We start from the raw sequence: 17,629 nt of genomic DNA on the forward strand, positions 1-17,629 counted from the left end.
CTCAGGGTTGTGAGATGATCCTGGGGCCCGGAGCTGTTTAACCTGGATTTTGGTCTTTTATTCGTAGGACTGCTCATGTTTTCGAGCATATCATTTTTACGCCCGATAATGCAAGATTATCGGACATCATGGCAAAAGATAGAGCGAGGCGTTTTCTGTGCTATTTTCTGGAGCAAAGCGCCGCGATGGTTTAGGCTTCAGTCATGACATTTGCCCGACCGGAACACTCCATCGACACAGACACTCTACCCCGGATGCCCGCATGGGTCACCTCGGCACGTCCTGAAGCCTTTGAAGATGTGGCGTTTTTATCGGGCGCGGCGCTGAACCACCTGCATCTTGTGTTGGGACGCGAAGAGGTCCCCAAAGCCTTGTTGCGGGATCGGCTGGCGCTGCGAGCGGCCGAGGCATGTGTCGGGTTTTCTGGTCGTCCGGAAAGAGCCCCAGAGCTGCGCGACGCGATTCATCTTCTGCGCCATGGCGATCTACCTGGTCCCGCGGGGGGAACTTACCTTGCCTGGCGTCGCGCGGTGGAGCGGCCGGTGTCGATCAAGGCTCTGGGCCGAGCCTTGCCGATCTTGGAGTTGGGCCAGATTGCTACATGGCTCGATACGGGGAAGGGAGCGCCGGTGACCCGTGCCGCGATGGCGCTGGATGCTGTCCTGACGGAGGCACCCCGTGCCGAAGTCCCGGCGTTGATCCTCGCGGACGCCGCCCTCGCCCAGGCGCTTGGTTGGGATCATGTCGTGCCGCTGCTGGCCGCGGGTTTAAAACGCACAGACCTGCGCAAGCGGGGTGACGATTTGCGCCTAGCCTGTCATCGCGCAGTGACCGCATCCGCGGTCGAGGCCGCGCGTCTGGCTGTCGATCTCGCGCGTCGGGCTTCGCTTTTGAAAGGAGTTGCACCAAAGCTTCGGGCCAAGGGGGCAGGGGCGGCGGTGAAAATATTCCTGACGCAGGACGCCGTGGCGCCCAGTGCCCTGCCTTTGCCGGACCGCGCGGCGCGGCGGCTCTGTGACCGGCTTGTCGATCTCGGCGCGGTCCGTGAGCTAACCGGGCGCGACACATTCCGGCTCTACGGGGTGTAGCCATGAGCATGGACAGCGAAAGTGGGAACCGGTTTCGCGGTTCGGACATGCGACCGGAAAGGAAGTCGAAGGATCGACCAGAAGCTGAGCTTGATCGCGAGTTGCTCGACCTGCCACCGGAGTTGCGCTGGCGGGAATGGATGCGCCGGATCGAGGCGGTGCTGTTTGCCTCTGCCTCGCCTGTACCGCGCGAGGATCTGGCGCGCATAGTGGGGCAGGGGACTTCGGTTGATCTGCTGTTGGAAGACCTTGCCGCTGATCTGGAAGGGCGGGCGTTCGAGATTGCCATGGTCGCAGGGGGGTGGATGTTCCGGACGCGGCCTGTTTACGCGCCTGCGATCCGCGCCGCAGCGGATGTCGGAGACCAGTTGCTGGACCTGAACGAGTTCGACGTCGCGATTTTGGCGGCCATCGCCTACCACCAGCCGATCACCCGCGATGGGCTCAAAGACATCTTTGGCAAAGAGATCAGCCGGGACCTGATCGGAAGGCTGCATGCGCAGGGTCTGATTGGAACTGGGCCGCGCGCGCCGCGTCGTGGTGCCCCCTATACCTTCGTGACCACAGACGCGTTCCTCGCAGCTTTCGGGCTGGAGAGCTTGCGCGACCTGCCAGATGCTGAACAGCTGAATGATGCCGGGCTGGCCGCGCGCGCCTGAAACTCACCGGGAATTTTTACAGCGCTTGCCGCTGCTGATCGAGCCGCGCGGCCGCCTGAACGAGATCCGCCAAATGCGGGCCAGCGGTGGTAGAGCAAGGCCCAGCTTTGGGCCGAGGCAGGACGGCATCGCTGAAAGATGTGACCAGTCCGCTCCAAGCTGGCGCAGCCTGAACGACGCGTTTCCAATAGATAATCGCGGAACTTCTTCTCTTTTCGAACGGCGTCGACCGCCCTTCCGCCAATTTCTGAAACAGCTGATAGCGATCCCGATGGGGGAGGCGCACGATGGATACACTCTGTTTACCAAATTGAAAGCAAGCCGATCCAAGAAGGTCCGGCAGTGATCGTCCTTCTGCCATTCTATGCCCTGCTGCCTGCAGACGAAGCAGATCGTCGATCAGACGCTCAAGACGCCGAACCCCATTGGTGGCAGGACGGGTGCGTTTGCAGAGGGCCGCGCCGCACCGGGCGCAGATCTGATGCGGCACAAGACGCTTCTGGCTGAACGGAGCCAATCCGCCCCCGCAAGATGGGCACCTGTCCCGAAGCCGACAACCGTGGTGAAAGCAAGAAACGCGTGTCGCCAGGCTCCAGCCTCGGCGAAAATAGGGCGTTTCGTCTTCCGTCAGACAAGCGGGACAGAACTGCAGCCAGGTAACCTGCCTCCTGGGTGCGCAACTCTGCTGAGGCGATGCCCGCAGGGGCAAACGCAGCCGGGCCAAGGGGTCAGGGGCAATGGTCAGAGCCGCGATGTCTTCCACGGGTATGCCGGTATGCTCTCGCAGAAACTGCAGGATGCGATCGGGCAACGCCCGATCAAGCCGCGCCGACCAGTTCTCACCCGGCGCTCCGAGAAGCGTGCCAAAATAGTGCGGAGGTATGCCGTTCGCGTAGGCGAGGCGGTGCAGCCAACTCGACAGAAGTTCACCTGGTGCGGGCATAATGCTCACTGGCCAACGGCTTCCCGCCACACTTTCATACCGCTCTGCAGATGTGACGGATATCTCGGTCGGCCCAAACCTCATGTCATATCGTGACGCAAAGCGGAATTACGGCGCCTCGAGAGAGGCACATAGCCGAGGTCCCACAGGGTTGCGCCCGTGATCCGGCCCTCACCGCGCGAGATTGCCGCCACTGCGGCACGGGTGACGATCTCGACAACCTCGCCGATCAGCCCCTCTGACAGATCATGGATGATCTTCGCCAAGGGTTCGCGCGACAGATCGGAGGTGTCGGCGAGCGGCAGACTGGCTTCCAGGCTGTCGAGAAGCGTCGCGAATTCCTCGTCATACGGCCATCGTGGAATGGGGATCGTATCGAAACGTGAGCCCATTTCGTCGGTGTCATGCACCGCATCGTAGATCGCGATTTCGCCGACAAGGACTGGTGAGATGTCATGCACCCGTGCGATCCGCCGCAAGAACGAGAAGATAGCCTTCACATCCTGGCGCCGCCCGCGCAATGCGCTGTGGAACTCGTCGAAGATCAAAAGGCGCGGCTTCAGGCGCTCCAGAAGATGATCGACCTGATCGCCGGCGCGGGACAGGCTGCGCCAGCCCGCGGCTTGTGGCGCGCGCAATCCGGACAGGATGCTGGCATAGAAATGCGACAGGCCTGCACCTTCCCGGGTCTGGATCACCCACACCTTTTGCTGGTCGGCGGTACGCAGATGTTCGATGGCGAAGCGTTCGGCGATCATGGTCTTGCCGTTGTGGTAGGGACCGGCAAGCAGCAAACCGCGTGGGCGCAGCGATGGCGGTCGCTCGAGCAGCAGTCGCATCGCGTCATGCGCCGCGCCGGCGGCAGGATGGCTGATCCAGCGCGGCGCGCGAACATGGGCGATCCGCACTGCGTCATCGGCCTGCAAGAGCGGGATTATGGCGGGCATGAGGTGATCCGGCACCCTACCAATCCTCGACAGGGAAGACCCGCCGAGGGCGATCCGGGTCGAGCTTTTCTTGGGTCGGGACGGAAGGCGCGGCGAAGTCGGCATAAGGCTTCTTTGCCTCGGTGGCATGCCGGGCGCGGGTCATCTCCTTCAACCGGCTTTTGGGGGTTTTGGCGGCGGCAGCAGTGGCTGCGATTTCGCGTCGGATGGCTGATGCCTCCTGCACAGGGCGCCGCTGGATTTCACGCCGCTGCTGTCGATCCGCCTGGTGCTGCCAAAGCGTGATCGGCTCGGCCAGTCCGTCCCGTCGCCTGACCGGCCGCCAGGCCTGCGTATCCGGATCCTTGACGTAGACATGGCTGATGTCGCGAGGATCATAGCACAGATCGAGCGGCTCCAGCCGGTCACGACGCGCAACCAGCGGGCCAAGCCAGGGCTCGAAATAGTCGATGGCGAAGAGACTGAAGCCCTGAGGTGAAATTTTCCGCGTCTTGCGTGGCAGGAAATTCAGCAGCACATCGACAGGCGCATCGATAGGCCGGTCCTTCGGCTGGAACCGATCTTCCCACTCTTTCGCCGGAACGGTCAGCCTGCGCGCATTCTGGCTCAGGTTGTGGTCGATGATCGCGAGCGCGATGCAGCGTTCAAGATCCGCGAAGCTGAGCCGTGCCCGCGCTTCCGAGGCATAGTCGCCCCGATCCGCGATGGAACGCCCCGTCTTGCCGGGCAAGGCGCGTAGCGCGGTGTTCACTTTCCCAAGCAGGCGTTCCACGACTCCGCCCCGATGCACGGTGCCCTTGTTCCGCATGCGTATGGCGATGCCATAGTCCGCGCATCCTCTGCTGAAGGTGCTGCTCTGGAACTCCTTGGCGGAATCGACGACGATTTGCTTCGGGCGACCGTGCATCGGCCAAGCATGATCGATACCGCGTTCTGCCAGCCAGTCAATCTTGCAGCACATCGCGTGCGCCAGACAAAGCGCGACAGACAGTCGTGACGGCCGCTCGAGGGTCAGGCAGAAGCCGATGATCGCGCTCGTGGCCACATCTGCAGCGATGGTCAGATAGGGACGACCAACGAAGACACCGTGGTCATCAATCACCTCAACAAATTGGATGTCTGCCGGCGTGTGATCGATCTGGACAACGTCGAGCGCGTGGTTAGCCCGGATGTAGCCCGGTCGCGGCTTCAGCCGGTGCAGGTGTTTACCATCCGACAGGCGGCGGCGGGCAATTTCTTCCGGGGCGAACAGAATGGGGATCCGCCGGGCGACAGTGACATAGGCGGGTGGAGTGTGCCCTTCCTCTGCGCAGCGGGTGCGGATCTCTTCAACGATCGGTGCAAGGTCCGGCTGCTCCGGGCGCAACCACATCTCCCGCAGGGTCACCGCGATGATGTTCTCGACTGCGGGGTTGATCCTTGGTTGTCTTGTTCCACTCCTTCGCGGCAGAAGGGACGATACCCTGCGCTCTTCCCGATACCGCGCCAGATAGTTGTAGACTTGGCGTGTCGAGAGCCGCAGCTCGGATGCCGCGCGCATCACGGCCTCACGCACCGGCGCCGCTCCGTCAAGAATCCGGTCCAACTCGCGCGCGGTACGCGTCGCCTTGGCCCACGCTTCATCCGAGGCATGCGCTTCGCCGGACGTCATCGATATGAAACTTCCGAGACCGGCTGGGTCATGCGCCAACAGGGCGGCCACTTGCTGAAATACGTAGCCAAAATTGAAGCCTTAAGCTGAAGAATGATGTGTGCTTACCCCGTATCATCCAGAAATCACGTAATAATCATGTGCTGAAATGGTGAAGAAAATGCGACACTGGTTCCTGCCTGGGCCACTCGAAGAAGAACCGGATGATTTGCCTCCCGGACCGCGTGCGGAACCGCCCGACACCGCTGTCGTCCATGACTGGGCAAAGGCAGAGGGGCTTCACGCTGCGCGGCTGGCACGCGTGGCTGGACGCCTGGGTGCTCTGGATGACCGGCTGCTGCGCGGCCCGGAAGGCTGGCCGCATCGCCTCGCTCTTATCGAGGCGGCGGATCTTAGCTGGTTCACAGGGGACCGGGTGAGTTCTGATCGTCTGGCGCTCTGGATATCGATGCGGCTCTCGGGCGCACAGGATGACCCACATGCCCTGGCAAGAGTTGGGTGGGCTGTTCGGCGGCTTATAGGAGGTCCAGGACCGGAGGCTGACTTGGCCGCCTTCCTGGATCGCCGCGATCCAGAGAACATTGAAGACAGCGATGAGCGTTTCGAAGATCGGGCAGGCGGATGGCTGGACGTAATGGCAGCCGCAGCCGATCTCCACCCGATCACGCGAGCTTGCATGGGCTTTCATCTCTGGAGCCTGGCCGGCCTCGGACAGCACGGTGACCAAATCGAAGCCGCAGTCACGGCCGCGCGGATCGCGGCCAGCGAGGGCAAGGGAGCAGTGTTTGCACCTCTGGCCATGGGTGGGGCAGGGGGGCTGCGCGCTGGCGGCCCACCCGCTGACCGTTTGGCGCGCTGGCTTGACGGGATGGAGACCGCATGTCTGACCGCGATGCGGCACCTCGACGATATTGAAGCGTGGTCAGTTCGGGCGGAAGCCGAGATGACCTCACTTTCGGGCAAGACCCCGCGCGCCTTGCGCGCTGTGCTGACCGAATGGCCCCTTGTCTCTGCCCCGATGGGTGAGGTCCTGACCAACGCTAGCCGCGCCGCGGTCCAGCGCAACCTCACCTGGATGGAAGCGCGAGGCCTGATCCGCGAGGTGACCGGCCAGGGGCGATTCAGGTTATGGGCAGCGGCACGATCTTGAAACTTACGGTTCAATGCGTGAAAGCTTCAAGAGTTCGGGAAGTTCATGTCATCGTTTTCAGCTTCCAGAAATCGCGTCGAGCACCGGACAGTCGGGAACTTCGGCGCCAGAACACCTCAATGCCGTCGCAGCGAGGACGGCCTCGATCCGCCGGAGATCCGCAATCTTGGCCCGCACCTCTGCAAGGTGACGCTCCGTCCGCTCCTTGACCTCCGCGCAGGTCGGCGCGGCGCCATCTTCGAGCCCCATCAACCCGCGAATGTCCTCCATCGAGAACCCGAGTTCGCGGGCGCGCAGGATGAAGCGAAGGCGCGTGGCGTGCGCGGCGGAATAGATGCGGTAGCCGGCGTCGGTCCGGGGCGGGTCGGGCAGAACGCCGGTCTTCTCGTAGTAGCGGATCGTCTCGATGTTGCAGCCGGTGGCCCGGGCCAGGTCTCCGCGTGTGAAGCCGCTCTCGCGCTCGTGATCGGTCATGGGCAGGTTTCCTCTTGAGCCTGTAGTTACTACAGACCTTACACCTTCCTTCAACCACGGACGAGAGGAGGTGCGCGACATGGCGCTGACAGACGACAGAGCTGACAACTCCGAAGCGGATCGCCCGGCCCGAAAGGGCTGGCTCGCAGCGGGCGGGGTGATGGGCGCGTTCTTCGCCTCGGCCTGCTGCATCGGGCCGCTAGTCCTGCTAACCCTCGGCATCTCGGGGGCCTGGATCGGCAACCTGACGGCGCTGGAGCCTTACAAGCCGATCTTCGCCGTGATCGCGCTCGGCTTCATCGGGGCGGGTTTCCGGCAGGTGTATTTCCGCAAGCCGAACGTCTGCGAGCCCGGTTCCTACTGTGCGCGCCCATCCTCGGCTTGGATCACCAAAACCGCGCTCTGGGCGTCCCTGATCCTCGTCGTCGCCGCGCTCACCATCGACTGGTGGGCCCCGCTTCTCTACTGATCCCGAAAGGAGACCCTTATGAAGAAGATCCTTGCCCTTGCCCTGTTCGGCCTGACCGCTGTTGCGCCCGTCACCGCCATCCCGGTCGCCGCGCAGACCGTCGCCGCCGAGCAGACCGTCACCTTCGCGGTCGACAACATGACCTGCGCGCTCTGCCCCGTGACGGTGAAGCGCGCGATGGAAAGCGTCGATGGCGTGCGCGCCGTCGAGATCGACTTCGAGGCGCGCACCGCCACGGTCGTCTTCGACACCGCCGCGACCAGCGCCGAGGCCATCGCGACCGCGTCGGCCAATGCAGGCTATCCGGCGCGCGTCTCGGGCTGACGGGATGACCGAGCAGACCGACCGCAAGCTGATCGCGACAGGTGTCGTCGGCACGTCATCGCGGCGCTCTGCTGCTTCACGCCGGTGCTCGTCGTGCTTTTGGGCGCCGTGGGCCTGTCGGCCTGGCTGGGTTGGCTCGACTATGTGCTGCTGCCCGCGCTGGCGTTCTTCATTGGGCTGACCGCCTATGCCGTCTGGCGCAGGCAGCGGCGGCAAACCACGCAAACGGATGGATGATTTCATGAGAGACGATTGCTGCGCGCTCAAGAGTGAGTTCGACGTTGCCGTGATCGGTGCCGGATCGGCCGGGTTCTCGGCCGCGATAACCGCCGCCGAGGGCGGCAAGCGCGTCGCGCTGATCGGGCACGGCACCATCGGCGGCACCTGCGTGAACGTGGGCTGCGTGCCCTCCAAGACGATGATCCGGGCCGCCGAGGCCCTGCACGGTGCGCGGGCGGCGTCCCGGTTTCCGGGCCTGCACGGTGAGGCGCGGGTCGCGGGCTGGGCTGCGCTGATTGCGGCCAAGGACGATCTCGTCTCGACGCTGCGGCAGAAGAAATATGCCGACCTGCTGCCCGACTACGACGGTGTCGCTTACATTGATGAGGGTCCGGCGCGGCTCATCCCCGGCGGGGTCGAGGTCGGCGGTCGCAAGATCACGGCTCCGAGGGTCATCGTCGCCACGGGCGACCGGCCCGCCGCGCCCGACATCCCCGGGATCCAGGACGCCCCGACGCTCGACAGCACGTCGCTGCTGGAGCTGGACCAGTTGCCCGAGAGCCTGATCTTTCTCGGCGGCGGCTATATCGGCGTCGAACTCGCCCAGATGATGGCGCGGATGGGCACCGAGGTGACCATCGTCTGCCGCTCGCGCCTGTTGCCGCGCACCGAGCCGAAGGTGTCCGAAGCGCTCACCGAGGTCTTGCGCGCCGAGAGTGTCACGGTCCTCGATGGCGCAACCTATCACGCCGCGCGGCGCGACGGTGACCTTGCGGCGCTGACCGTGTCGGTGGACGGCGCGGAGCTCGACCTGACGGCCGACCGCCTCGTCCTGACCACGGGACGCACACCCAACACCGAGGGGCTGGGCCTCGCCGAAATTGGCGTCGAGACCGATGCACGCGGTGCGATCCGGGTTGGCGACGACATGCAGACCACGAAGCCCGGGATCTTTGCCGCGGGTGATGTCACGGACCGCGACCAGTTCGTCTACATGGCCGCCTATGGCGCCAAGCTCGCAGCCCGCAACGCCGTGCTGGGCGGGGCGGAGCGTTACGACAACGCCGCGATGCCCTGGGTCGTGTTCACCGATCCGCAGGTGGCGGGCGTCGGGCCGACCGAGGCGCAGGCGCGTGATGCCGGATATGACGTCAAGACCAGCGTGCTCGCGCTCGAGAATGTCCCCCGTGCGCTCGCCGCCCGCGACACGCGCGGGCTGATCAAGCTGGTCGCGGACCGGGCGAGCGACCGGCTTCTCGGCGGCGTGATCATGGCGCCGGAGGGGGCAGACAGTGTCCAGACGCTCGTGATGGCAATCAAGTTCGGCATGACGACGAGGGCTTTAGGCGAGACAATCTTCCCCTACCTCACCACGGTCGAGGGCGTGAGGCTCGCCGCGCAGACATTCGAAATGGATGTCGCGAAGCTGTCGTGCTGCGCAGGGTGAAGCAGTGCTGTACGAGCGTTCAAATCACGAAGGGCGTAGAGTACTCTGAGACGAGTCATCTGTCACCCCAACCGTCTCGTTCAGGCATGTCGCTCGAAGATCTCGGTAGAGCTGTCTTTCAGCAGCAACAGTGTCTCGAACGCATCACGCTGGTTGCCCATCTCCATGCCAGGTGAGCCGATCGGCATACCGGGAACCGACAGGCCGATGGCTTCGGGACGTTCGGCGAGCAGTCGTTCGACATCTGCAGCCGGCACATGGCCCTCAATGACATACCCATCTACGAGCGCCGTATGGCACGAGGCCAGGTTGGGCGTGATCCCGGATTGCGCCTTGAACGCATACAGGGCGTCTTGGTCGACATTGCGTGCGTCCACGACGAAGCCGGCGCGCTCCATATGCTCGATCCAGGCCGAGCAGCATCCGCAGGTTGGCGATTTGTAGACCTCGACGCGCGGTGCGAGTGACTGAGTGTGGACCACACCGGGCAGCCCGGCGGCAGCGCCGCCCGCGACAATGAATTCTCGTCTGTTCATGCGTATTTCCAGCTCCAATCCTGTTCGGTTTTGACGGCTATTCGTTAAAGATTTCACATAGAGTTCATCAAGCCGGAGTTGCGGGGTAGTCGGCCTCCTTGAGGGCGACCTGTAATGCAGTGGCATCCTTGGCGGACGCAACCGTGACGGTCTTCGATGTCAGGTCTGTATCTACCGTGGCATTCGGGTCGATCGCCTTGAGCGCCTTTTCGATGGCCGCCGTGCAATGACCGCAACTCATGTCGGGCACGTAGAACTTCATCTCGATTTATCCTTCCATTTCAGGCACCAAATGCATTCATTCGCTCGCATTGGCAAGGGTGGACGGCGGCGGTTTCCTTGCCGCGGCTCATCTCGCGCGTCAGCCAGAAACCGGACAGGAGCAACAATCCGCCACCAAGGATCATGCCCTGCGTTGGAACTTCGCTAAAGACAAGGTATCCCAGAGTCGCCGCCACGATCGGCGAGACGATAATATCGACCAGCGAATAGATGTTCGCCGAGATCTTCTTGAGCACCAGCGAAATCCCGAAATAGGCGAACCCCGTCGAGACGACGCCGAGGCAGACCGGCCACAGCATCACCGGCAGCGAAAGGCTCAGGGCGGGATAGGCATTGAACCTGCCGATCTCGCCCGGCCCGGCGAGAACCAGCGCCGGCGACAGCAGGATCGCCCCGGCCGCCATCGACCAGAAGATATCGTTGCCCGCCTCCTCGCGTCCTTCATGGCGCATGTATGTGACCATTCCGGCATAGATCGCCCCGGTGCTGAGCGCGACGAGGTTGCCAAACCACTCGCCGCCCGCCAGCGGCCTGGCCAGCACGATGCCTGTCAGCGCGAGCCCGAAGATCAGCATATAGCTTTTCTTCGCGGGCTCGCCGAGGAACAGGGCCGAGAAGATGAACACGAAGAAGGGGGCCACGCTCCAGAACACCACGGCATTGGCGATCGGCACGAGCGTCATCGCATAGTTGAAGACGCTGATCTGCGCGGCGATGAGCGCCCCGATAATGACCGTGTCCTTCACGTTGCCACGGGGAAACCGCAGAGGGCGTCCGGTCGCGTGCGGGATGGCCATTGCCAGGAACGCGGCTGCAAAGCTCAGTGCGTAGAAATTCAACGTCTGGATCGGGATCGCATCCCCGGTCAGCTTGACGAAGACGCCGATCGTGGCTTCGGAGACGGTGATCAGGACGAGTAGAAGAACGATGCGCATGTTATTTCTTCGGAGCATGTGGCGCGGTCTCTTGCCGTTGCGACCGCGCTGCCCAACACATGTCGCAGACGTCATCCCCATGCGACAACGTCCGGCGCCTGCGATAATGACCGCGTACTCCGTCGCCCGCGATCAGATCAGCGCCCGGCCAATCATAGGTGCACCAACTTTGCCGGAATGCTTCGAGCGTATCGGGGTCGTCGTCGATCTCGGCCAGCCGACGCACGAGGCTCTGTGGCGGGCAGCAGGTGAAATGTGTGAGAATGTCGTCGCCGTCGCGCCGGGTCTCCACGGCATAACCGGGCGCACCCGGAGCATTGAACGGGAAATACAGCAGCGCGCGGATCGTCCAGCGCAGTCTCCGCCCCGGGTCGCGCGTGACCAGCCGCGCGGGCAGCGAACTCAGCCGCAGCATCCGGCGGTAGACGTCCCATCCGAGGTCGGCCACCACGCGGCGCGCGGTCTCGGGCGTCACGCCGAGATGGCGCAGGCTGCGGTCGGCGGCTGTGGTCCACACGGCGAATTCGACCATCACCCTGTTGCCAAGACCAGGGAGCGCGACGAAATCCGCCCGCGCCCGCAAGCGGAGCACCTCGCTGTCCATCGCCTCAAGGAACCGCGCGATCTCGGGATCGAGCCAACGGGTTTGCGTTCCGTCCACATATGTAAGAAGGTTGTCGGCCAGCCCTTTGCGCGCGGCTCGCCTGGTGACAAGCCGGATGATCCGGCGCGCCAGTCGAAGGCGAAGCGATGGGACGGATTGGGTCGCGGGGCCGGTCAAGTCGTGGTCCTTTCGGTGGTTGGCGCACGGGTGATGTCGATCATCTCGGCACCGCTTTCATCGAGGCACCGGTCCTCAACCTGAAGAGTCACGAAGAAGAAGCCGAAGCGGTCACGCAGCATGCCGTGCGCTGCCTTGAGTACCCCCTGTGGCTCGGCGCCCTCTTGCACCCGCAGGTGACCGGAAAAGACGTGCTTCCCGCTGGTCAGGGCCCAGGCGTGAACGTGGTGCGCGTCGGCCACCCCGTCGAGGGACTCGAGTGCCTGCGTGACCTCCGGAAGGCTGACATCGGCCGGCGTACCCTCCATCAGCAGGTGCATGGAGTCGCGCAGGATACCCCAGCTTGCCCAGAGCAGCACAAAGCCGAACGCCATGCCGAGGATCGGGTCGATAAGCAGGAAGCCCGTGAACTTGATCACCAATGCGGTGACGATGATCAGGAGGCTGCCGACGAAGGTCTGGATGATATGCCACAACGCACCCTTCACGTTGAGGTCGCTCTTGCTTTGCTTCCAGATCAGCCCCAGCGATATGAACTCGGTCACCAGCCCGCCGGCAGCGGCTAGCAACATCGGGCCGGTCGGCAACGCGATCGGATCCGACAGGCGCATGGCCGCCATAACGATCACCACCAGCGCCATGCCGAGCAGGAAGCCGCCGTTGACCAGCGCGCCGATGATCTCGGCGCGATACCAGCCGAAGCTGCGATCCGGATCGGCGGGACGCCGGGCCAGACGCGCGGCGACGATGGCCACCAGGACGCCGCCAACGGCGGAGAAGGTGTGGAACGCGTCGGAGATCACTGCGATCGACCCGGTCCAGAGCCCGATGCCCATCTCGATGACGAAATAGACCCCCGTCAGCCATGCGGAGATCGCCATTCCGCGCCCACTCGACGGCATGTGCCCGTGATGTGAACTGGACATCGCGGCTTCCTTTCTTTCAGAGCTTTACGCGCCGCAGCCGCAGCGCGTTCGAAATAACGGAGACCGACGACAGGCTCATCGCCGCCGCCGCGATCATGGGCGACAGAAGCAGGCCGATCACCGGATAAAGGATTCCGGCCGCGATCGGCACGCCCGCCGCGTTGTAGGCGAAGGCGAAGAACAGGTTCTGGCGGATGTTGCGCAGCGTTGCCTTCGCGAGTTTCCGCGCCCGCACCAGCCCCACCAGATCGCCGCGCATCAGCGTGATGCCAGCGCTCTCCACCGCCACGTCGGCGCCCGTGCTCATGGCGATGCCCACGTCCGCCGCCGCCAGCGCCGGGGCGTCGTTCACACCGTCGCCGGCCATCGCCACCGACGCGCCCTTCGCGCGCAATTCCTCGACCAGCTTCTGCTTGTCCTCGGGCAGAACGCCGGCGCGCACCTCGTCGATGCCCAGTTGACGCGCGACAGCCTCGGCCGTTCGCTGGTTGTCGCCGGTGGCCATGATGATCGTCAGACCGAGCGCGTGCAGATCGCGGATCGCCCCTTCGGTGCTTTGCTTGATCGGATCGGCCACGGCGACGATCCCCGCGAGCGCCCCATCGACGGCAACGAACATCGCCGTCTTGCCATCCGTGCGGAGCGTGTCGGCCCGCGCCTCGGCTTCGCCGGTCTCGAGCCCGAGATCCCGCATCATCGCCGGATTGCCGAGCGCCACGTTGCGTCCGTCGACGGTGCCGCGCACGCCCTTGCCGGTGACCGCTTCGAAATCGGCCGCGCTGCCGGGCGACAGACCGCGATCCCGCGCGCCCGCGACGATCGCCTCGGCCAGCGGATGTTCCGAGCCACGTTCCAAAGCGGCGGCGAGGCCCAACACCTCCGCCTCGTCGCCCTGCAGCGCCACGACATCCGTCAGCGTCGGCTTGCCCTCGGTCAGCGTGCCGGTCTTGTCCACGATCACCGTGTCCACACGCGCCATCCGTTCCAGCGCCTCGGCGTCCTTGATCAGCACGCCCGCTTGTGCGCCGCGCCCCGCGGCCGTGGTGATCGAGATCGGCGTCGCGAGGCCGAGGGCACAGGGACAGGCGATGATCAGGACGGAGACGGCCGAGGCGATGGCGAATGCCAGCACCGGCTCGGGACCGAAGGCAAGCCAGGCGAAGAACGCCGCGATGGCCACCGCGACGACCGTCGGTACGAAGATGGCCGAGACCCGGTCCGCCAGCCCTTGGATCGGCGCGCGCGAGCGTCGGGCACCGGCCACCATGTCCACGATCTGCGCCAGCACCGTGTCGGCGCCAACTTGCGTCGCCCGGATCGCGAGCGAACCGTTCTTGTTGATCGTGCCGCCCGTGACACGGTCGCCTTCTGCCTTTTCGACGGGCACGGGCTCGCCGGTGATCATGCTTTCGTCAACGGACGTGTGGCCCTCGACCACTTCGCCATCGACCGGCATGCTGTCGCCGGGGCGCACCCGCAGCAAGTCGCCCTCCACGATGTTCTCGAGCGGTGCATTATATTCGCTTCCGTCGGGAAGAATTCGCCGCGCGGTCTTGGGCGCGAGGTCCATCAGCGCCCGGATCGCGTCGCCGGTGCGTTCCCGTGCGCGCAACTCCAGCACCTGGCCGACGAAGATCAGCGCGATGATGACGACGGCGGCCTCGAAATACGTGCCGACGCCTTCGCCCATCCGATACTGCTCCGGGAACAACCCCGGCGCGAAGGTGGCGACCAGCGAATACGCATAGGCCGCGCCGACCCCGAGCGAGATCAGCGTCCACATGTTCGGGGACAGGCTCCGGAAGGAGTCGACGCCGCGCCGGAAGAACGGAAGCGCTGCCCAGAGGACAATGGGCGTGGCGAGGACGAATTCGATGTAAACCGCCAGCTGGTGGCCCAGCCAGTCGCGAACCGGCAGGCCGACCAGCTCGCCCATCGTCAGGATCACGAGGGGCACGGCCGCGGTCGCGCTGATCCACATCCGGCGGGTGAAGTCGGTCAGTTCCTCGCTGGGCTCGTCCGAGGGCACCATCGGCTCCAGCGCCATGCCGCAGATCGGACAGCTTCCGGGTTCGTCGCGGATAATCTCGGGGTGCATCGGGCAGGTGTATTGCGTGCCGGGCTGGGCTTTCTGCGATGTCTTCTGCGCGTTTCCCGACGCGTAGAAATAAGGATCCACACCGAATTTCGTCTCGCAGCCTTCCGAGCAGAACCAGTAGGTCTCGCCGCCATACTCGCGCGACCGCGCGTCCTCGCGCATCTCGACCTGCATGCCGCAGACGGGATCCGTCGCGGTTTTCGCGCCGGAGGCCGGAGCGTGGTGGCGGTGGTGATGGTCGTGGTCGGACATCTGTTATCTCTTTTCAGGTTTTGATCATCATTGTCGGGTTTCCAGTGGCGGGAGAGTCAAGCCGCGATGCACCGAAGCTCACGACGGCTCCCAGCGCCACGGCGTCGGGCAGGCTGGGGCTGTTTTTCTTGTCGTCGGAGCTCATGACCCTTCGGCCGCTGCGGTATCTTTCCTGGGGCTGTCTTTTCGCGAAGCCGCTCCGCGCCGAAGCGCAAGCAGCAGGAGGGGAAGCCCCGTCACCAGCCCCAGTCCGAGCGCGATCCATTCCGCGCCGCCGAAGGTGCCCGCCATCGCCGCGCTGCCGAAATGCGCGAGCTCGAAGCTCGCGGGCAAAATGCCGGCCATCGTGGCCAGGGCGAAGCGCCAGAACTGCAACCGGCTGACCCCCGCGGCATAGCTCATCGCGTCGAAAGACACGAAGGGCAGAAGGCGGCTTGCGAAAACCGTGAGCGTCAGCGCGTTCTGCGACCCCAACAGGCCGTGATCCGCCTTGTCGCCGAGAAGTCGCTCGACCGTCCCGCGCCCCAGCCCGCGGGCGATGAGGAAGGCGACGAGCGCGCCGGTCTCGGCCCCCACGGCGACATAGACGGTGCCCGCATAGTGGCCAAAAGCGGCCCCCGAGGCCAGCGCGACAGGCGCGCTTGGAATGGGGCTGGCAACGACCGCAGCCGTCATGAGGGCGACGATCGCGAGCGGCCCCCAAGGACCCGCGCGCGCGACCCATGCCTCGACCGCGGCGCGGTCCAGGTCGAACGACCACCACCCTGCGGCCCAGCCGAGGAGGCCCAGGCCAAGGATGGCTCCGACGACAAGGACCGTGCCCTTGCCGAGAGACAGGTAGTTATTTCTCGTTGAGGCGCTCTCTTCGGGCACGTCAGGCAAGGTCCTCCGGCATCGAGGCAAGCGCTGCGTCCAGCGGAACCACGGGCAGACCGGCAGCAAGCCAGCCGGGACCCCGGCGAGATCCCAGCATTCCCTCGGAGATGTCCACGTAGCCATCGTAGCGAGCCTGCCGGAGCGCACGGAGCAGGGACGCCGAACGCCCCCCGGTCGCGCAGATCAGGCCGACGTCTCGGGATCCGGCCAGCGCCTTCGCCGCAAAGAGGCGATCCGGAAATCGGTCCTCGTGCATGCTGATCGGCCAGACCCCGGCCCCGACGCCGGTTTCCAGCCACTCCTCGCGCGACCTCACATCGACGACGCGCGCGCTGTCTGCCAGAAGGGCGTCATAGGCCTCGTCCGCCGACCAGATTGTCCGGGCCTGTGCGGTCAGGGGAGACGTGATGAGGGTGACAGGCGCTGCCGCCAGCCCAAGAATGAAGAGGCGCCGACCGTGTGCCGTTGTCATCGGTTGTCTCCTTCAGGCCGCATCCACAGCGCGCACGAGCATGTCGCGGACCTGACCGGCGACCGCGTGCAGGTCGGGGTTTTCCACGGCCGACATGGAGGCAACCGGGTCGATGGCGCTCACCTCGGTGCCGCCCTCGACGCTGCGCAGGATCACGTTGCAGGGCAGCATCGCGCCGATCCGCGGCTCCAGCCCGATGGCCTGCCAGGCCATGTTCGGATTGCAGGCGCCAAGGATCTTGTAGCCCGCCATGTCCTTGTCGATCTTCTTCTTCATCGTCGCCTTGACGTCGATCTCGGTCAGAACGCCGAAACCAGCGTCGGCCAGCGCCGCGCGCACGCGGGTCTCTGCGTCGTCAATGCCGGTATTTGCCAGCAGGCGGTCATGAGTGTATGCCATTCTGTCTGTCCTTTCGTGGTCAAGGCCCGGCCCCGCAGTCTGCGGGACCGGGCGAGGGGTGGCGGAAAGGCGGGCTCAGTTGTTGCCCATGCGGCCCTGGCCGGGTGTCCCCATCATGCCGCCGTCGCGCTGCATGCCACCATTCGGTCCGGGCATCATGCCGTCGCGCATCGTCTGCATGCGCTCCATCATGTCGGCAGGCTTGACGATTTCTGCCACCGACACCGCGCCGTCGCCATCGTCGTCGAGGAACTGGAAGCGGTCCACCATGGTTTCGCGGATGAGCGCGCTGTGGAGCGTCTCGAATTCGGCGAGCGACAGGGTTTCGTCGCCATCGGCATCGTATTCCGCCAGCAGGGCTTGCAATCCTTCGTGGGCTTCTTCGGGCGTCACCGTGCCATCGCCATCGGCGTCGAACCGCTCCAGGCCCATGCCCATCAGCGACGCGCCGCCGCCCATCATGCCCTGGCCCATGCCGCCCATGGGCCCACCGGAGCCCATCATGCCCATGCCGCCCTGCATCATTTGCCCATGCATCCGCATCATGTCATGATTTCCGGCGGCCGGACCCTGCGCTCCCGGAGCACCCTGGCCACCATGCCCGTGATTGCCTGCGGCCAAGGCTGCACCGCCCAGAGCCATAAAGATGGCGGTCGCTGCCGCGAGTTTCGCTGTGGTTTTCATGTCTGTATCCTTTCTCG

General features: G+C 64.7%; 21 protein-coding genes and 1 pseudogene. 7 read left to right on the plus strand and 15 right to left on the minus strand.

Going from position 1 to position 17,629, the window contains the following annotated elements:
• The first annotated feature begins 203 nt into the window (after positions 1-203).
• Both HEP69_RS14975 and HEP69_RS14980 read left to right on the plus strand, forming a co-directional pair.
• On the plus strand, positions 204-1,088 hold the full coding sequence (locus HEP69_RS14975; protein WP_290559356.1) for a DUF1403 family protein: 885 nt from the start codon (positions 204-206) through the stop codon (positions 1,086-1,088).
• 47 nt (positions 1,089-1,135) lie between these two features.
• Positions 1,136-1,747 (plus strand): SMC-Scp complex subunit ScpB, encoded by a 612-nt coding sequence (locus HEP69_RS14980; RefSeq protein ID WP_037240140.1) that lies wholly within the window; start codon positions 1,136-1,138, stop codon positions 1,745-1,747.
• A gap of 16 nt (positions 1,748-1,763) precedes the next feature.
• Here HEP69_RS14980 and HEP69_RS23765 read toward each other — a convergent pair whose 3' ends face one another.
• The 3 genes from HEP69_RS23765 to HEP69_RS14990 are packed head-to-tail and all read right to left on the minus strand — an operon-like array spanning position 1,764 to position 5,288.
• Entirely contained in the window at positions 1,764-2,774 is a 1,011-nt protein-coding gene (locus tag HEP69_RS23765; protein ID WP_138177097.1) for a TniQ family protein, read from the minus strand.
• Positions 2,771-3,637, minus strand: coding sequence for a TniB family NTP-binding protein (locus tag HEP69_RS14985; protein ID WP_051922089.1), 867 nt, complete (start codon positions 3,635-3,637; stop codon positions 2,771-2,773). The genes HEP69_RS23765 and HEP69_RS14985 overlap by 4 nt, the downstream gene beginning before the upstream one ends.
• 16 nt (positions 3,638-3,653) lie before the next feature.
• Entirely contained in the window at positions 3,654-5,288 is a 1,635-nt protein-coding gene (locus HEP69_RS14990) for a Mu transposase C-terminal domain-containing protein (protein ID WP_068293252.1), read from the minus strand.
• Positions 5,289-5,448: 160 nt separating this feature from the next.
• On the opposite strand from HEP69_RS14990, the gene HEP69_RS14995 reads away from it, so the two are divergent.
• Positions 5,449-6,438 carry a hypothetical protein gene (locus tag HEP69_RS14995; protein WP_290559357.1) on the plus strand — a complete coding sequence of 330 codons (990 nt, stop codon included), beginning with the start codon at positions 5,449-5,451 and terminating at the stop codon, positions 6,436-6,438.
• Between the two features lie 57 nt (positions 6,439-6,495).
• Here HEP69_RS14995 and HEP69_RS15000 read toward each other — a convergent pair whose 3' ends face one another.
• Positions 6,496-6,912, minus strand: a complete 417-nt coding sequence (locus HEP69_RS15000) for a helix-turn-helix domain-containing protein (protein WP_136340141.1) — start codon at positions 6,910-6,912, stop codon at positions 6,496-6,498.
• A gap of 79 nt (positions 6,913-6,991) precedes the next feature.
• Here HEP69_RS15000 and HEP69_RS15005 point away from each other — a divergent pair, with 79 nt between their 5' ends.
• The 4 genes and pseudogenes from HEP69_RS15005 to merA all read left to right on the plus strand — a co-directional run bounded on the left by HEP69_RS15005 (position 6,992) and on the right by merA (position 9,371).
• Positions 6,992-7,381: a mercuric transporter MerT family protein gene (locus HEP69_RS15005; protein WP_136340142.1), complete on the plus strand. Its 390-nt coding sequence runs from the start codon at positions 6,992-6,994 to the stop codon at positions 7,379-7,381.
• An 18-nt stretch (positions 7,382-7,399) separates the two neighbouring features.
• Positions 7,400-7,705 carry a cation transporter gene (locus HEP69_RS15010; RefSeq protein ID WP_136340143.1) on the plus strand — a complete coding sequence of 102 codons (306 nt, stop codon included), beginning with the start codon at positions 7,400-7,402 and terminating at the stop codon, positions 7,703-7,705.
• A gap of 4 nt (positions 7,706-7,709) precedes the next feature.
• Positions 7,710-7,942, plus strand: a pseudogene (merF, locus tag HEP69_RS15015) (mercury resistance system transport protein MerF).
• A gap of 4 nt (positions 7,943-7,946) precedes the next feature.
• The gene (merA, locus tag HEP69_RS15020) at positions 7,947-9,371 is read left to right on the plus strand and encodes a mercury(II) reductase (RefSeq protein ID WP_290559358.1); all 1,425 of its coding nucleotides are present in this window, start codon (positions 7,947-7,949) and stop codon (positions 9,369-9,371) included.
• 80 nt (positions 9,372-9,451) lie between these two features.
• Here merA and HEP69_RS15025 read toward each other — a convergent pair whose 3' ends face one another.
• From HEP69_RS15025 to HEP69_RS15075, 11 genes are all read right to left on the minus strand, one after another.
• Positions 9,452-9,907, minus strand: a complete 456-nt coding sequence (locus HEP69_RS15025; protein ID WP_136340146.1) for a DUF411 domain-containing protein — start codon at positions 9,905-9,907, stop codon at positions 9,452-9,454.
• A 67-nt stretch (positions 9,908-9,974) separates the two neighbouring features.
• On the minus strand, positions 9,975-10,169 hold the full coding sequence (locus HEP69_RS15030; RefSeq protein ID WP_136340147.1) for a heavy-metal-associated domain-containing protein: 195 nt from the start codon (positions 10,167-10,169) through the stop codon (positions 9,975-9,977).
• A 19-nt stretch (positions 10,170-10,188) separates the two neighbouring features.
• Complete coding sequence (locus tag HEP69_RS15035; protein ID WP_290559359.1) at positions 10,189-11,124, minus strand: DMT family transporter; 936 nt, start codon at positions 11,122-11,124, stop codon at positions 10,189-10,191.
• 1 nt (position 11,125) lies between these two features.
• Positions 11,126-11,905: a hypothetical protein gene (locus HEP69_RS15040; protein ID WP_136340149.1), complete on the minus strand. Its 780-nt coding sequence runs from the start codon at positions 11,903-11,905 to the stop codon at positions 11,126-11,128.
• Entirely contained in the window at positions 11,902-12,786 is an 885-nt protein-coding gene (locus HEP69_RS15045; protein ID WP_234163379.1) for a cation diffusion facilitator family transporter, read from the minus strand. The genes HEP69_RS15040 and HEP69_RS15045 overlap by 4 nt, the downstream gene beginning before the upstream one ends.
• Positions 12,787-12,847: 61 nt before the next feature.
• The gene (locus tag HEP69_RS15050) at positions 12,848-15,181 is read right to left on the minus strand and encodes a heavy metal translocating P-type ATPase (RefSeq protein ID WP_290559360.1); all 2,334 of its coding nucleotides are present in this window, start codon (positions 15,179-15,181) and stop codon (positions 12,848-12,850) included.
• A 13-nt stretch (positions 15,182-15,194) separates the two neighbouring features.
• Entirely contained in the window at positions 15,195-15,326 is a 132-nt protein-coding gene (locus HEP69_RS15055; protein ID WP_275671525.1) for a hypothetical protein, read from the minus strand.
• On the minus strand, positions 15,323-15,970 hold the full coding sequence (locus HEP69_RS15060) for a TVP38/TMEM64 family protein (protein ID WP_290559407.1): 648 nt from the start codon (positions 15,968-15,970) through the stop codon (positions 15,323-15,325). The genes HEP69_RS15055 and HEP69_RS15060 overlap by 4 nt, the downstream gene beginning before the upstream one ends.
• A gap of 85 nt (positions 15,971-16,055) precedes the next feature.
• Positions 16,056-16,529, minus strand: a complete 474-nt coding sequence (locus HEP69_RS15065; protein WP_136340152.1) for a rhodanese-like domain-containing protein — start codon at positions 16,527-16,529, stop codon at positions 16,056-16,058.
• A 12-nt stretch (positions 16,530-16,541) separates the two neighbouring features.
• A complete protein-coding gene (locus HEP69_RS15070) occupies positions 16,542-16,928 on the minus strand; it encodes a DUF302 domain-containing protein (protein ID WP_136340153.1) in 387 nt (128 codons plus the stop codon).
• Between the two features lie 75 nt (positions 16,929-17,003).
• Positions 17,004-17,612, minus strand: a complete 609-nt coding sequence (locus HEP69_RS15075; protein ID WP_290559361.1) for a calcium-binding protein — start codon at positions 17,610-17,612, stop codon at positions 17,004-17,006.
• Positions 17,613-17,629 lie beyond the last annotated feature (17 nt).

The sequence above is a fragment of the Aestuariivita sp. genome (genome assembly GCF_021404545.1).
Classification (GTDB): Bacteria; Pseudomonadota; Alphaproteobacteria; order Rhodobacterales; family Rhodobacteraceae; genus Aestuariivita.